The organism is Barrientosiimonas endolithica, assembly GCF_030296655.1.
In the GTDB taxonomy this organism is placed as follows: Bacteria; Actinomycetota; Actinomycetes; order Actinomycetales; family Dermatophilaceae; genus Barrientosiimonas; species Barrientosiimonas humi.
Genome location: NZ_AP027735.1, coordinates 218,098 through 231,857 on the forward strand (window position 1 = coordinate 218,098; position 13,760 = coordinate 231,857).

Consider the following 13,760-nt stretch of genomic DNA (forward strand, 5'->3'; position numbering starts at 1 on the left):
GGCCTCGGGCCACTCGCCCCGGCTGAACAGGCGGGGCTTGGAGGAAGGAGGTTGGACACGAACGGGCCTCCTGGGGGAGTCGACGGGGTGTTTTCACCCCGTGCCGCCAGGACCGGTCGGCCGGGGTGGCCGACCAGACTTCCCGGCTCACCGGGTCCCAGCCTACCGACGTTCTTGACGCGTCCTTGACGGCGTCCGGGAGCCGGAAGCCCCGGGCCGCCCCGAGGACGGGACGCGGCAGGCGCCGCCGGGCACGACGAGGGCCGGGTGACCGCTGTCGGTCACCCGGCCCCGGTCGTACGTCGGATCAGTCCTTGGAGTCGGCGGTCATGCCGTCCTTGATCAGGTTCATCACCGAGTCGTCGGCGAGGGTGGTGACGTCACCGACCTCACGGTTCTCGGCGACGTCCTTGAGCAGGCGACGCATGATCTTGCCGGAGCGGGTCTTGGGCAGCTCGGGCACGATCATCACCTGGCGCGGCTTGGCGATCGGGCCGATCTCCTGACCGACGTGGTTGCGCAGCTCCTGGACGAGGTCGTCGCCCTCGCCCTTCTCGTCGGCCTCCTTCTTGGCGTCCTCGCGCAGGATGACGAACGCGCAGACCGCCTGACCGGTGGTCTCGTCGGCCGCACCCACGACCGCCGCCTCGGCGACCTTCGGGTGCGACACCAGGGCCGACTCGATCTCGGCCGTCGAGAGCCGGTGACCGGAGACGTTCATGACGTCGTCGACCCGGCCGAGCAGCCAGATGTTGCCCTTGTCGTCGTACTTCGCGCCGTCGCCGGCGAAGTAGTACTTGTCGCCGAACCGGCTCCAGTAGGTCTCCTTGTAGCGCTCCTCGTCGCCCCAGATGCCGCGCAGCATCGCCGGCCACGGCTTGGTCAGCACCAGGTAGCCGACCGCCTCGGGGTCGGTGAGCGGCTGGCCCTCGTCGTCGAGGATCTCGGCGCTGATGCCGGGGATCGGCTTCTGCGCCGAACCGGGCTCGAGCTCGGTGACGCCGGGCAGCGGGCTGATCATGATCGCGCCGGTCTCGGTCTGCCACCAGGTGTCGACGATCGGGGCGGTGCCGCCGCCGATGTGCTCGCGGTACCACCGCCACGCCTCGGGGTTGATCGGCTCGCCGACGCTGCCGAGGACCCGGATCGAGGACAGGTCGTACTTCGCCGGGATGTCGTCGCCCCACTTCATGAACGTGCGGATCGCGGTGGGGGCGGTGTAGAGGATGGTCACGCCGTACTTCTGCACGATCTCCCACCAGCGGCCCTGGTGCGGGGTGTCGGGCGTGCCCTCGTAGACGACCTGGGTCGCGCCGTTGGCCAGCGGTCCGTAGACCATGTAGGAGTGGCCGGTGACCCAGCCGACGTCGGCGGTGCACCAGTAGACGTCGGTGTCGGGGTGCACGTCGTGCACGACCGCGTTGGTGTAGGCGCACTGGGTGAGGTAGCCGCCGCTGGTGTGGAAGATCCCCTTCGGCTTCCCCGTGGTGCCGGAGGTGTAGAGGATGAACAGCGGGTGCTCGGAGTCCATCGGCTCGGCCGTGTGCTCCTCGCTCTGGGAGTCGACCACGTCGCTCCACCACTGGTCGCGGCCCTCGACCCACTCGACGTCGGTGCCGGTGCGGTTGACGACCAGCACCGTCTCGACCGGGGTGTCGGGCTCGCCGTCCTTCGGCGCGAGCGCGGCGTCGACGGTCGCCTTGAGCGGGGCGGGCTTGCCGCGGCGCCACTGCCCGTCGGTCGTGACGACGACCTTGGCGTCGGCGTCGATGATCCGGGTGCGCAGCGCGTCGGCGGCGAACCCGCCGAAGATCACCGAGTGCGGCGCGCCGAGCCGGGCGCAGGCCAGCATCGTGAAGATCGTCTCGGGGATCATCGGCATGTAGATCGCGACGCGGTCGCCCTTGGCGACACCCAACGAGGCGAGCGCGTTGGCCGTCTTGCTGACCTCCTTCTGGAGGTCGGCGTACGTGATCGTGCGGGTGTCGCCCTGGTCGCCCTCGAAGTGGATCGCGACGCGGTCGCCGTTGCCGGCCTCGACGTGCCGGTCGACGCAGTTGTGCGCGACGTTGAGCTCGCCGCCGACGAACCACTTCGCGAACGGCGCGTTGCTCCAGTCGAGCGTCTGGTCGAAGTCGGTGCTCCAGGTGATCCGGTCGCGGGCCTGCTGCGCCCAGAACTCCTCCGGGTCGGCCTCCGCCGCGGCGTACATCTGCGCCGTGCCGTTGGCCTGCTCCGCGAACTGCGGGTCGGGGGCGTACGTCTCCTGGGCGGTGCTCTCGTCGGTCACCACGACCTCCTCGTCGTCTCAGGGGCTCCTGCTGGTCAAGCCAACCGCGCGAACGGGCGCGCGGCAACCTACCCAGGGGTTCATTCCGCCGGGCGGTCCACCTCTCCGGTCGGCCAGGTGCGGAAACCGCGCTGCAGCGCCCTGACCCGGTTACGACCTGGTCGGGGCGCCAGAACCGCGTTCCGGCGGAGGGCGTACGTCGGTGGTCAGTCGCGCCGGGCGTAGCGGCGCTCGGGGCGGCCGACCCGGCCGTACTGCTGGCGGGCGGTGGCCGCGCCCGTCTCGACGAAGTGCTCGAGGTAGCGCCGGGCGGTGACCCGCGCGAGGCCCAGCTGCTCGGCGCACTCGCCGGCCGACAGCTCGCCCTCTGCCAGCGCGGCGAGCACCAGGTCGCCGGTCTGCCGGTTGAGCCCCTTGGGCAGCGCGGCGCCGCCCGCCTCGGCCCGCACGCCGAAGACCTGGTCGATGTCGGACTGCTCGGCGGCCTGCTCGCCCGCGGACGCCAGCGCGCTGAGGTGACTCCGCGCCCGACGTACGTCCGCGAGCCGGGCGCGCAGGTCGTCGCGGGTGAACGGCTTGACGAGGTAGCCGACGGCGCCGGCCGCCCGCGCCTGCTGCACCGCGTCGACGTCGCGCTCGGCGGTCACCATCAGCACGTCGCTGGTGACCCCGGCCGCGCGCATCCGGCGCAGGACCTCCAGGCCGGACAGGTCGGGCAGGTGCACGTCGAGCAGCACCACGTCGGGACGCTCGCGCTCGGCCAGCCGCAGCGCCTCGGCGCCGTCGCGGGCGGACCCGACGACGGTGAATCCCTCGACCTGCTCGACGAACCCGGTGTGCACCTTGGCGACCAGGAAGTCGTCGTCGACGACCAGCACGCGCAGCGGCGAGGTGGGTTCGGCGGGCATGACGGCGACGTTACCGAGCCTGGGGCGTCAGCGGGACGCCCCGACGACGGCGGTGAGCACCGCCCCGTGGTCGCCGTTGGTCGCCTCGACGCTGCCGCCGCCGCGCTGGCAGATCGCCTGCACCAGCGCCAGGCCGACGCCGCGCCCGGTCGCGTCGGCGGGCTTGGTCGACCAGCCGCGCACGAACACGTCGCTCAGGTGCTCGGGGTCGATGCCCGGGCCGGTGTCGGCGACGCGCACGGTCGCCCGGCCGTCGGCGTACGTCATCCGCACGGAGATCTCCCGGCCGTGCCCGCGCGTGGCGTCGAGGGCGTTGTCGACGAGGTTGCCGAGCACGGTGAGCACGTCGGCGGCGTGCTCGGCGGGGAGCCGCGGCAGCCGCGTCTCGGGCTCGACGTGCAGCTCGATCCCCGCCTCGGCGGCGGCGCTGGTCTTGGCGACCAGCAGCGCGGCGACGCGCGGGTCCGCGACGACGCGGGTGACCGCCGAGCTGATCTCGCTGCGCTGGCGGGACAGCTCGTCGACGAAGGCGACGGCGTCGGCGTACTCCCCGAGCTGGAGCAGCCCGGACACGGTGTGCAGCCGGTTGTCGAACTCGTGCGTCTGCGCGCGCAGCGTCTCGGTGATGCTGGTCTGCGCCGCGACCTGGCTCTCCAGCGCCATCAGGTCGCTGCGGTCGACGAACGTCGTGACCGTGCCGACGAAGCGGCCGCGGTCGAGCGCGCGGCGCCGGTTGAGCACCAGCGCGCGCCCCTCGAGCACGATCAGCGTGCTGGAGCTGTCGTCGGGCCGGAGCACGAAATCCTCGATGGCGCAAGGGAGTCCGTGACCGGCGACCGGGGTGCCGACGGCGTCGGTGGACAGGTCGAGCAGCTCGCCGGCGGTGTCGTTGACGACGGTGAACTGGCCGGCCGGGTTGACCCCGACCACGCCTTCGTGGATGCCGCGCAGCAGGGCTTCCTGGTGGTCGGCGAGGCCCGCGATCGCGCTCGGCTCCAGGCCGCGGGTCTGGCGCCGGATGAGCCGGGAGATCGCGAGCGAGCCGAGCATCCCGAGCAGTGCGGCCACGCCGAGGAAGAGCAGCAGGTCGGGCGCGGCGCCGGCGAGCCTGCTCCACAGCGACGGATAGGCCTCGGCCACCAGCACGGCGCCCACGACGCGCCCGCGGTCGTCGAGCACGGGCGCCTGGGCCGCCAAGGACGTCCGCCCGTCGAGCGTGACGTCGCCCGTCCAGGACCGGCCCAGGCGCACCGGGATCCCGCTCGGGGCGGGGTCGCCGGGGTTGCCCTCGGAGGAGGCGACGGTCGCGCCGGAGCTGTCGACGACGTACACCTGCTGGGCGCCGGACAACGAGGTGGCGCGGGCGATCTCGGCGCGCAGCGCCCAGGTGTCGATGCCGCCGTCGGTGAGCTGGGCGCGCACCAGCCCGGTCGAGCCGAGGTTCTCCGCCACGGCGAGCACGCGCGTGCCGCGGGTGGCGCGGAAGTCCTCGGTCGACTGCTGCACGGTGATCAGCGCGACCGCGGCCAGGACCATGCCGAGCACGACGGTCTGGAGCAGCAGGAACTGCCCGGCGATGGTCCGGGGGACCGCGCGCTGCCAGACCGAAATGACCGAAACCTCCGTTGCGTCCACAAGCGTGACCTGCGCCACCGCCCCGGCCAGTATCGGCCCAGCGCGGCGTCTCGAGCTCACCGGCCGCGCAGGAAGCGAGGTAGGTCGGATGCCACCCACCCCCACCCGGCGCAGCGTGCTGCTCGGGAGCCTGGGTGCCCTGGCGGCGCTGCCCCTGGTCAGCGCGTGCGGGGTCACCCGCGGCGAGCAGTCGGGCAACAACCGGCTGCGGATGATGATCCCCAACAGCCCCGGCGGCGGCTACGACCTCACCGGCCGCGCCGCGGTGCGGGTCATGGAGGAGCAGGAGATCACCGGCCGGTTCGAGGTCTTCAACGTCATCGGCGCCAGCGGCACCGTCGCGATGGCGCGGCTGATGAACGAGCGCGGCAACGAGGACCTGATGATGTCGATGGGCCTCGGCGTCGTCGGTGCGACCTACACCAACAAGTCCGACGCCCGGGTCACCGGCGCGACGCCGCTCGCCCGCCTCATCGAGGAGTCCGAGGGCGTCATCGTGCCGCGCAGCTCGCCGTTCCGCACCATCGACGACCTGCTCGCCGCGTGGAAGAAGGACCCGCGCGGCCTGTCGGTCGGCGGCGGGTCGGCGCCCGGCGGCCCCGACCACCTGTTCCCGATGGAGCTGGCCCGCGCGACCGGGATCTCCCCGCGCAGCGTCAACTTCGTGTCGTACGACGGTGGCGGCGACCTGCTCTCCGCGCTGCTCGGCAGCAAGGTCGGGTTCGGCACGAGCGGGCTCGGGGAGTACAAGTCGCAGATCCAGAGCGGGTCGCTGCGGGTGCTCGCCGTCTCGGGCGAGAAGCGCACCACCGGCGTCAACGCCCCGACGCTGCAGGAGGCGGGCATCGACCTGACCTTCATCAACTGGCGCGGCGTCCTCGCCCCGCCCGGGATCGGCGGCGAGCGGCGCAGCCAGCTCATCGGGCTGCTGGAGCAGATGCACGAGACGCAGGCGTGGAAGGACGTGCTCAAGGACAACGACTGGACCGACGCCTGGATGACCGGAGACGCGTTCACCGGGTTCCTGCGCTCGCAGGACCAGCGCGTGGCGCGCACCCTGAAGGAGCTGGGGCTGATATGAGCCACGTCGACGACGGCCGCCTCGACCACGACGACCCGCAGCGTCCGGTCCCCGCGCACGACTGGAGCCAGCTCGGCCTCGCCGCCGGCCTGGTCGTGCTCGCGGTCGTGATCCTGGTCGACGCCTCCGGGCTGCGCGAGGACTTCGCCCAGATCGACCCGATCGGCCCGCGGGTCTTCCCGCAGTTCGTCGCGGCCGGCCTGCTCGTGCTCGCCGTGCTCCTGGTGGTCGCGACCTTCCGCGGGTCGGTGCCCGAGGGCGCCGAGGGCGAGGACGTCGACCTGTCGAACCCGCCGGACTGGAAGACGCTCGCCGCGCTGTTCTTCTCGTTCCTGTTCCTCGTCGCGACCGTGAACGTGCTCGGCTGGACGATCTCGTCGGCGCTGTTCTTCACCGCCACGACGTACGTCCTCGGCAGCCGCACCTGGGTGCGCAACCTGATCATCGGCACCGCTCTGGGCCTGATCACCTTCTACGGCTTCTACTCCGGCCTGGGCGTCCCGCTCCCGGCCGGAATCCTGGACGGGATCCTCTGATGGGCAACCTCGGAAACCTGCTCGACGGGTTCGCCTCGGCGATCACGCCGATGAACCTGCTGTTCGCCTGCCTGGGCGTGCTGCTCGGCACGGCGGTGGGTGTGCTGCCGGGCATCGGCCCGGCGATGACGGTCGCGCTGCTGCTGCCGATCACGTACAACGTCGACGCCTCGAGCGCGTTCATCATGTTCGCCGGCATCTTCTACGGCGGGATGTACGGCGGGTCGACCACCTCGATCCTGCTCAACACCCCGGGCGAGTCCTCCTCGGTCATCACCGCCCTCGAGGGCAACAAGATGGCGCGGCGGGGACGGGCCGCGCAGGCGCTCGCCACGGCGGCGATCGGGTCGTTCATCGCGGGGGCGATCGGCACCGCGCTGCTCGCGCTGTTCGCCCCGACCATCGCGACGCAGGCGGTCAAGCTCGGCGACCCGTCCTACCTCGCGATCATGGTGCTCGCGCTGGTCGCGGTGACCGCGGTGCTCGGCGCCTCGAAGCTGCGCGGGTTCGTCTCGCTGTTCCTCGGCCTGGCCATCGGGCTGGTCGGCATCGACAGCCTCACCGGCCAGAACCGCCTGACCTTCGGGATGCCGCTGCTGTCCGACGGCATCGACATCGTGGTGCTCGCCGTCGCGATCTTCGCGGTCGGCGAGGCGCTGTGGGTCGCGGCCCACCTGCGGCGCCGGCCGCTGGAGGTCATCCCGGTCGGCCGGCCGTGGATGGGCCGCGACGACTGGCGCCGGTCGTGGAAGCCGTGGCTGCGTGGCACCGCCTTCGGCTTCCCGTTCGGCGCGGTGCCCGCCGGCGGAGCCGAGCTGCCGACCTTCCTGTCCTACGTCACCGAGCGCAAGCTGACCAAGCACCCGGAGGAGTTCGGCCAGGGCGCCATCGAGGGCGTCGCCGGCCCCGAGGCCGCCAACAACGCCTCCGCCTCGGGCACGCTCGTGCCGATGCTCGCGCTCGGCCTGCCGACCAACGCGACCGCCGCGGTGATGCTCGCCGCGATGGTGGGCTACGGCATCGACCCCGGCCCGTCGCTGTTCGAGGAGCAGGGTCCGCTGGTCTGGACGCTGATCGCCAGCCTGTTCATCGGCAACTTCCTGCTGCTCGTGCTCAACCTGCCGCTCGCGCCGGTGTGGGCCAAGCTGCTGCAGGTGCCGCGGCCCTATCTCTACGCCGGCATCCTGTTCTTCGCCGCACTCGGCGCGCTCGCGGTCAACCTGCAGTGGTTCGACCTGGCGCTGCTGCTCGTCTTCGGTGCTCTCGGGTTCGGCATGCGCCGCTGGGGGCTGCCCGTGCTCCCGCTGATCATCGGCGTCATCCTCGGGCCCCGCGTCGAGCTGCAGCTGCGGCGCGCCCTGCAGGGTGCGGGCGGCGAGTGGTCGGGCCTGCTCAGCGAGCCGGTCGCGGTCCTGGTGTACGTCATCATCGGCCTGGGTGCGATCGTCATGATCGGTCAGTCGATCCGCAAGAGGCGCTCCGTCGCCGGACAGGAGACTCACGCATGACCATTCTCGTCGCCTACGCCCCCGACGCCGCCGGGGAGGCCGCGCTCGCCGCGGGCATCGAGCAGGCGCGCGAGCGCCGGGAGGGTGTCGTCGTCGTCAACGGCACCCGCGGCGACGCGCTCGTGGACCCCGGTTCAGCCCGGCGCGCACCTGGGAGCAGGTGCGCGCCGAGCTGGAGGAGTCGGGGCTGGACTTCGAGCTGCGTCAGCCGATGGGCCCCGACGTCGCCGACCTGGTGCTCGAGGCGGCCGACGAGGTCGCGGCGACGATGATCGTCGTCGGCCTGCGACGGCGTACGCCCGTGGGCAAGCTGATCCTCGGCTCCACCTCGCAGCGGATCCTGCTCGACGCCCGCTGCCCGGTGCTCGCGGTCAAGCCCTGAGCGCGGCGGCGGTGGCCGCACGGAGCCGCGGTGCTCCGCCGGGTGGTGCGCTGGGGCGCACTGGTTGACGGAGCACCGCCGAACCGTGCGGTGGTCACGGAGCCGCGGTGCTCCGCCGGGGGTGCGCTGGGGCGCACTGGTTGACGGAGCACCGGCGAACCGTGTGCTACTTCTCCCAGGTGAGCGTCACGCGGCGGTTCTTGGCGCGACCGTCGGGGTTGTCCTTGCCGTCGGGCGTCACGTTGGCGGCGACCGGCTCGGTCTCACCGGCGCTGCTCACCTCGAGCGTGGCGCCGGGCACCTGACGGCGCAGCTCGTTCGCGACCGCCGTCGCCCGGCGCTGGCCCAGCTGCTGGTTGTACGCCATCGTCCCCTTGCTGTCGGTGTGCCCGACGACCTTGACGGTCTTGCCCTCCACGTCCTGGCGGATGGTGCGCGCGGCGCTCGCGACGACCGCGCGGCCGGCCGGGGTGAGGCGGTCGCTGTCGAACTCGAAGAGCACGTCGGAGAACAGGTCCATGCTCGCGGTGCTGCCGACGTTGCAGACGGTGTAGCGCCCGGCCAGCGTGTTCGCGGTCGGTGACTTGCCGACCGTGACCCGCTCGCCGTCCCGATCGGTGTAGAACGCGCCGCTCGTGCTCGCCGCGGCCCGGCTGCCGTCGCTGCCGACGAACTGCAGGCCCTGGCTGTTGGCGCAGGTCACGCTCCCGTCGGGCGTGACGACGATGGCCCCGGTGCGGTCGGCCACCGCGCCCGCCCCTGCGGGTTGACCGTCGTGACCGCGCTGCCCTGGGTCCAGGTCGCGCTGCCGCCCTTGATCACCAGCACGCCGTTCGCCGTGCGCAGCGTGCTGTCGCCCGCGGGGATCTGCTGCCCCACGTCGACGGTGAACCGGGTGCCGTTGCGATAGACGAACGCGATGCGCGAGCCGCGCACGACGTACCCGCCGTCGTCGGTCAGCACCTCGCGGCGGCCCGCGTCGGTGCCGTCCGGGCCGACGTCGCCGGCGGTGCGCGACCCCTGCTGCGAGGAGCCGGTGCTGCTGGGTGAGGCGGGACTGCCGGTGCCGATGTCCTGCTGACAGCCGGTGAGCAGCGTGGCGGTGGCGGTGGCGGCGGCGATGGCCAGGACGGTGGTGCGACGCGTGCGCGACATGGTCGGTCTCCTCAGAGCTCGGTCTCGCGCGCCCCCGCGCGCGATGTCGCTGCGACGCCGCCCGGCGGGGTGCGGTTCCGCCCGGTCGCGCTCAGTCGAGGACGAGGTCGGCCAGGTGCCGCGTCGCGGCGACGAGCCGGGCGTTGCGTTCGTCGTTTCCGAGGGCCCGGCGGGTGGCTCGCTCGAGGTCGTCGCCGAACCGACGGTGGCGCTGGACCAGGCGAGCCCGGCGTACGTCGTCGGGCACCTCGACGTACCACGTCCGGTCGAGGATCTCGCGCACGGTCACCCACGGATCCTGTTGCAGCAGAAGGTAGTTGCCCTCGACGACCACGATGTCGGTGTCGGGATCGACCCCGATCGCGCCCGCGACCGGCTGCTCCAGGTCGCGGTCGAACGCGGGCGCCCACACGGTCTCGTCGCGCTGCTCCCGGATGCGGCGGAGCACCGCGACGAAGCCGTGCGCGTCGAACGTGTGCGGGGCGCCCTTGACCTCGGCGAGGCCGCGGGCGTCCAGCACCTGCTGGGCGAGGTGGAACCCGTCCATCGGCACGACCACGGCCGTGCGTCCGGCCGCCTCGGCCTGCCGGCGTACGTCCTCGGCCACCGTCGACTTGCCCGCCCCGGGCGGCCCGGTGATGCCGAGCAGCACCCGCCCGGGGAGGGCGACCGCTTCGGCGACGATGCCGGCAGGCCGGAGCGTGCGACGGGCGGTCACCCCTGCTCGCTTCGGCGACGATGCCGGCAGGCCGGAGCGTGCGACGGACTGCCGGAGGAGGAGCTGAAGCCAAAGGAATCAGTGGTCTACGGCGTCGGCGACGCCGTGGCCGGTGAGGCTGCGCACCTCCATCTCGGCGTACTTGGCGGCGTCGAACTCCTTGCTCGTGACCGAGCCGAGCCAGCCGAGGAAGAAGCCGACGGGGATCGAGACCAGGCCGGGGTTGTCCAGCGGGAACCAGCTGATGTCGATCGACTCGGGGAGCATCGACTGGTTCTTGCCGGCGGCGTCCAGGCCCTTGCCGGAGACCACCGGGCTGAAGATGATCAGCCCGATCGCGGTGGCGAGACCGCCGTAGATGCTCCACAGCGCCCCGCGGGTGTTGAACCGCTTCCAGAACAGCGAGTAGAGGATGGTCGGCAGGTTCGCGCTCGCGGCGACGGCGAAGGCCAGCGCCACCAGGAAGGCGATGTTCTGGTCCTTGGCGAGCATGCCGCCGAGGATCGCGATGGCGCCGCCGACGAGCGCGGCGATGCGGGCGACCTTGACCTCCTGCTCCTGGCTCACCTGACCGCGCTTGATGACCTCCTTGTAGATGTCGTGCGCGAAGGTGGCGCTGGTGGTGATCGTGAGGCCGGCGACCACCGCGAGGATCGTCGCGAAGGCGATGCCCGACACGATGCCGAGCAGCACCGAGCCGCCGAGCTCGAACGCCAGCAGCGGGGCCGCCGCGTTGGCACCGCCCGGAGCGGCCTTGATCTCGGTGGGGCCGACCAGGGCGCCGGCGCCGAAGCCGATGACCAGCGTCAGCAGGTAGAACCCGCCGATCAGCCAGATGGCCCACTCGACCGACTTGCGGGCCTGCTTGCTCGAGGGGACGGTGTAGAACCGCTGCAGCACGTGCGGCAGACCGGCGGTGCCGAGCACCAGGGCGAGCGCGAGCGAGACGAAGTCGATCTGGGTGGTGGTGCTGACGCCGTACTTCAGGCCCGGGCTGAGCAGCTTCTCGCCGGCCGTCGGGTTGGCGGCGACCGCGTCGTCGAACAGCTGGCTGATGCTGAACCCGGTCTTGGCCAGCACCCACACGGTCATGATCGCGGTGGCGCTGATCAGCAGGATCGCCTTGATGATCTGCACCCAGGTGGTGCCCTTCATGCCGCCGATGAGGACGTACAGCACCATGACGATGCCGACGACCGCGATGACCAGGTTCTGCGCGGTCGAGCCGCTGACGCCGAGCAGCAGCGAGACCAGGGCCCCCGCGCCGGCCATCTGGGCGAGCAGGTAGAAGAACGACACGGCCAGCGCCGAGGAGGCGGCCGCGAGGCGCACGGGCCGCTGGCGCAGCCGGTACGACAGCACGTCGGCCATGGTGAGCCGGCCGGTGTTGCGCATCAGCTCGGCCACCAGCAGCAGGGCGACGAGCCACGCGACGAGGAAGCCGATGGAGTAGAGGAAGCCGTCGTAACCCTGCAGCGCGATGGCCCCGGCGATGCCGAGGAACGACGCGGCCGACAGGTAGTCGCCGGCGATCGCGATGCCGTTCTGCCGGCCGGAGAAGGCGCCGCCGGCGGTGTACATCTGGCTCGCGGTCTTCTTGCCCGAGGCGACCTTGATGACGATCGTCAGGGTCACGAGCACGAACACGGCGAAGATCGAGATGTTGAGCGCCGGGCTGCCGACCTTGGTGGCCTCGTCGGCCGCCACGAGGGTGGGGGTCAGGGTCGTCATCTCAGTGCTCCCGCTGTCCGTCGAGGCGGGCGCCGAGCTCGTCGGCCTGGGGGTCGAACTCGCGGCCGGCCCAACGGGCGTACCAGAACGTGATCGCGAACGTCGTCACGAACTGGCCGAGGCCCATGAGGAGGCCGACGTTGATGTTGCCGAACACCTTGGTGCCCATGAAGCCGGGCGCGAAGACCGACAGCAGGACGTAGGTGAAGTACCACGCGAGGAAGAACGCGGTCACCGGGAAGACGAAGCGTCGGAACCGGCGGCGCAGCTCGGCGAACTCGGGGCTCGCCTGCATCTGCTCGTACGCCGTCGGGCTGCCCACGGGTGGGGATCCGTCGTCGCGGGTCATGGTGTCTCCTTCGGGTGTGTGACGGGCGCCACGTTTATCGCTCAACAATGCCCGATCATGCCGCCCTGCATGGGGATTCGTAAGGTGACAACCGTGAATGCCACCCCGTCGGATGAGTCGGTCCCGGCGCAGCTCGCAGCCCTCCCGGGAGTGAGCGAGGCGATCGACCGCGCGCGCGAGGCGTGCACCGCGCTCCGGTGGCACCAGGCGCTGCGCCGGCGCATCCCCGAGGCGGCCGCGGAGTCGCGGGTCCGGGGCGCCCGGGCGAGCGCCCTGCTCGAGGGCGCCGACGTGCCCGTCGACCGGGTGCGAGAGCTCGTGCTCGGCCTCGGGCGCACCGACGCCGACGACCCGCTGGAGCAGACCGTGCAGGCCTGCGTGCAGGCGACCAGCGAGAGCGAGCACGTCGCACCGATCCTGGTGCGCGCGCCCAACCAGGCGCTGGCGCGGCTGCACGTCGCGGCCGGCGCCACGATGCTTCCGGCCGAGCAGGTGGGGCGCCCCCGGGGGCCCGGCGAGGACTCCCGCGAGCTGGTCGAGATCGGCCCGGCCGTGCCGCCGCAAGAGCTGCCCCGCCGGCTGGCCGAGCTGGGCCGGCTCGTCGCGCTCTCCGACCGCTCGCCCGCGCTGGTGGTGGCCGCTATCGTGCACGCCGAGCTAGCCGTCATGCGGCCGTTCGTGCGTGGAAACGCTGTGGTGGCAAGGGCTTTCGAGCGCGCCCTGCTCAAGCAGGCAGGTGTCGACCCGACCGGCGTGGCCGTCCCGGAGGTGGGGCACCACCGGGAAGGGGCGACGGGCTATGCGGGGGCGCTGCAGGCGTACGCCGGGGGACGCCGGAAGGCGTCGCGCTCTGGTTGCAGCACTGCGCCGCGGCCGTCGAGGCGGGAGCCGCAGAGGGGATGCGCATCGCCGACTCGGTCCTCGCCGGACGTCTGCGCTGAGCCTGCGCGCCGGTGCCGAGCGGCAGCGGATTGTCCACCCGTGCGGGGGTGAAGACAAGTCTTGTCGACCCGGCCGCAGCGGAGTAGAACGGTGAGCACGACGACGGACGAGAGTCCGACGAACACCGTGGCTGAACCTGGCACCCACGCGCAGGCAGTTCACTGATGGACCGCTCGTCACGGGGCTTGTCCCCGGGCGACAAACCGAAGAATGCACGCTTGGTCACCAGGCTAGGTCGCGGTCGATGGCACCCCACCCCGGTGGGGTGCCATCTTTGTGTCTTGGCTTCGGCTCCTCCTCCGCGAGTCCGTCGCAGGCTCCGGCCTCGCGGCATCGTCGCCGAAGCGTCCGGTGTGGGGAAGGGGGTATTTGTTCGATCGGGCGGGAGTTGTGCACCCGCGTTGCACTGGCCCGGTCTCGTGATTCATGATGGCCGTAGGCGCTCCCTTCGGGTCGAGCGCCGCGGATCCGGCCCCTCCCCCCGGGGCTCGGCTCCGTCGAACGGCCCCCGTTGTCCCCCAACGG

General features: G+C 72.1%; 13 protein-coding genes. 5 read left to right on the forward strand and 8 right to left on the reverse strand.

Annotated elements, in window-relative coordinates; genetic code table 11:
• Positions 1-307 precede the first annotated feature (307 nt).
• From acs to QUE40_RS01100, 3 genes are all read right to left on the reverse strand, one after another.
• A complete protein-coding gene (gene acs, locus QUE40_RS01090; RefSeq protein ID WP_289232061.1) occupies positions 308-2,290 on the reverse strand; it encodes an acetate--CoA ligase in 1,983 nt (660 codons plus the stop codon).
• 206 nt (positions 2,291-2,496) lie between these two features.
• On the reverse strand, positions 2,497-3,198 hold the full coding sequence (locus tag QUE40_RS01095; RefSeq protein WP_289232062.1) for a response regulator: 702 nt from the start codon (positions 3,196-3,198) through the stop codon (positions 2,497-2,499).
• Between the two features lie 27 nt (positions 3,199-3,225).
• Positions 3,226-4,833, reverse strand: a complete 1,608-nt coding sequence (locus QUE40_RS01100) for a sensor histidine kinase (protein ID WP_289232063.1) — start codon at positions 4,831-4,833, stop codon at positions 3,226-3,228.
• Positions 4,834-4,921: 88 nt separating this feature from the next.
• Here QUE40_RS01100 and QUE40_RS01105 point away from each other — a divergent pair, with 88 nt between their 5' ends.
• From QUE40_RS01105 to QUE40_RS01120, 4 genes are all read left to right on the forward strand, one after another.
• Entirely contained in the window at positions 4,922-5,914 is a 993-nt protein-coding gene (locus tag QUE40_RS01105) for a Bug family tripartite tricarboxylate transporter substrate binding protein (RefSeq protein ID WP_289232064.1), read from the forward strand.
• A complete protein-coding gene (locus QUE40_RS01110; protein WP_289232065.1) occupies positions 5,911-6,450 on the forward strand; it encodes a tripartite tricarboxylate transporter TctB family protein in 540 nt (179 codons plus the stop codon). Before QUE40_RS01105 ends, QUE40_RS01110 begins: the two co-directional genes overlap by 4 nt.
• On the forward strand, positions 6,450-7,958 hold the full coding sequence (locus tag QUE40_RS01115; RefSeq protein ID WP_289232066.1) for a tripartite tricarboxylate transporter permease: 1,509 nt from the start codon (positions 6,450-6,452) through the stop codon (positions 7,956-7,958). The genes QUE40_RS01110 and QUE40_RS01115 overlap by 1 nt, the downstream gene beginning before the upstream one ends.
• A 160-nt stretch (positions 7,959-8,118) precedes the next feature.
• A complete protein-coding gene (locus QUE40_RS01120) occupies positions 8,119-8,340 on the forward strand; it encodes a universal stress protein (RefSeq protein WP_289232067.1) in 222 nt (73 codons plus the stop codon).
• Positions 8,341-8,506: 166 nt separating this feature from the next.
• Here QUE40_RS01120 and QUE40_RS01125 read toward each other — a convergent pair whose 3' ends face one another.
• The 5 genes from QUE40_RS01125 to QUE40_RS01145 form a co-directional block, all read right to left on the reverse strand.
• Positions 8,507-9,088, reverse strand: coding sequence for an OmpA family protein (locus QUE40_RS01125; protein ID WP_289232068.1), 582 nt, complete (start codon positions 9,086-9,088; stop codon positions 8,507-8,509).
• A complete protein-coding gene (locus QUE40_RS01130; RefSeq protein WP_289232069.1) occupies positions 9,040-9,495 on the reverse strand; it encodes a hypothetical protein in 456 nt (151 codons plus the stop codon). The genes QUE40_RS01125 and QUE40_RS01130 overlap by 49 nt, the downstream gene beginning before the upstream one ends.
• A gap of 91 nt (positions 9,496-9,586) precedes the next feature.
• Entirely contained in the window at positions 9,587-10,213 is a 627-nt protein-coding gene (locus QUE40_RS01135; protein ID WP_289232070.1) for a nucleoside/nucleotide kinase family protein, read from the reverse strand.
• A 78-nt stretch (positions 10,214-10,291) separates the two neighbouring features.
• Positions 10,292-11,944, reverse strand: coding sequence for a monocarboxylic acid transporter (locus tag QUE40_RS01140; protein WP_289232071.1), 1,653 nt, complete (start codon positions 11,942-11,944; stop codon positions 10,292-10,294).
• Between the two features lies 1 nt (position 11,945).
• A complete protein-coding gene (locus QUE40_RS01145; protein ID WP_289232072.1) occupies positions 11,946-12,293 on the reverse strand; it encodes a DUF485 domain-containing protein in 348 nt (115 codons plus the stop codon).
• A 93-nt stretch (positions 12,294-12,386) separates the two neighbouring features.
• On the opposite strand from QUE40_RS01145, the gene QUE40_RS01150 reads away from it, so the two are divergent.
• Positions 12,387-13,286 carry a Fic family protein gene (locus QUE40_RS01150; RefSeq protein ID WP_350227031.1) on the forward strand — a complete coding sequence of 300 codons (900 nt, stop codon included), beginning with the start codon at positions 12,387-12,389 and terminating at the stop codon, positions 13,284-13,286.
• Positions 13,287-13,760: the final 474 nt, after the last annotated feature.

Coding starts and splice junctions, on each gene's coding strand:
- QUE40_RS01105 (WP_289232064.1), top strand. CDS start 4,922: ATGCCACCCACCCCCACCCGGCGCAGCGTGCTGCTCGGGAGCCTGGGT.
- QUE40_RS01115 (WP_289232066.1), top strand. CDS start 6,450: ATGGGCAACCTCGGAAACCTGCTCGACGGGTTCGCCTCGGCGATCACG.
- QUE40_RS01140 (WP_289232071.1), bottom strand. CDS start 11,944: ATGACGACCCTGACCCCCACCCTCGTGGCGGCCGACGAGGCCACCAAG.
- QUE40_RS01095 (WP_289232062.1), bottom strand. CDS start 3,198: ATGCCCGCCGAACCCACCTCGCCGCTGCGCGTGCTGGTCGTCGACGAC.
- QUE40_RS01145 (WP_289232072.1), bottom strand. CDS start 12,293: ATGACCCGCGACGACGGATCCCCACCCGTGGGCAGCCCGACGGCGTAC.
- QUE40_RS01130 (WP_289232069.1), bottom strand. CDS start 9,495: ATGTCGCGCACGCGTCGCACCACCGTCCTGGCCATCGCCGCCGCCACC.
- QUE40_RS01110 (WP_289232065.1), top strand. CDS start 5,911: ATGAGCCACGTCGACGACGGCCGCCTCGACCACGACGACCCGCAGCGT.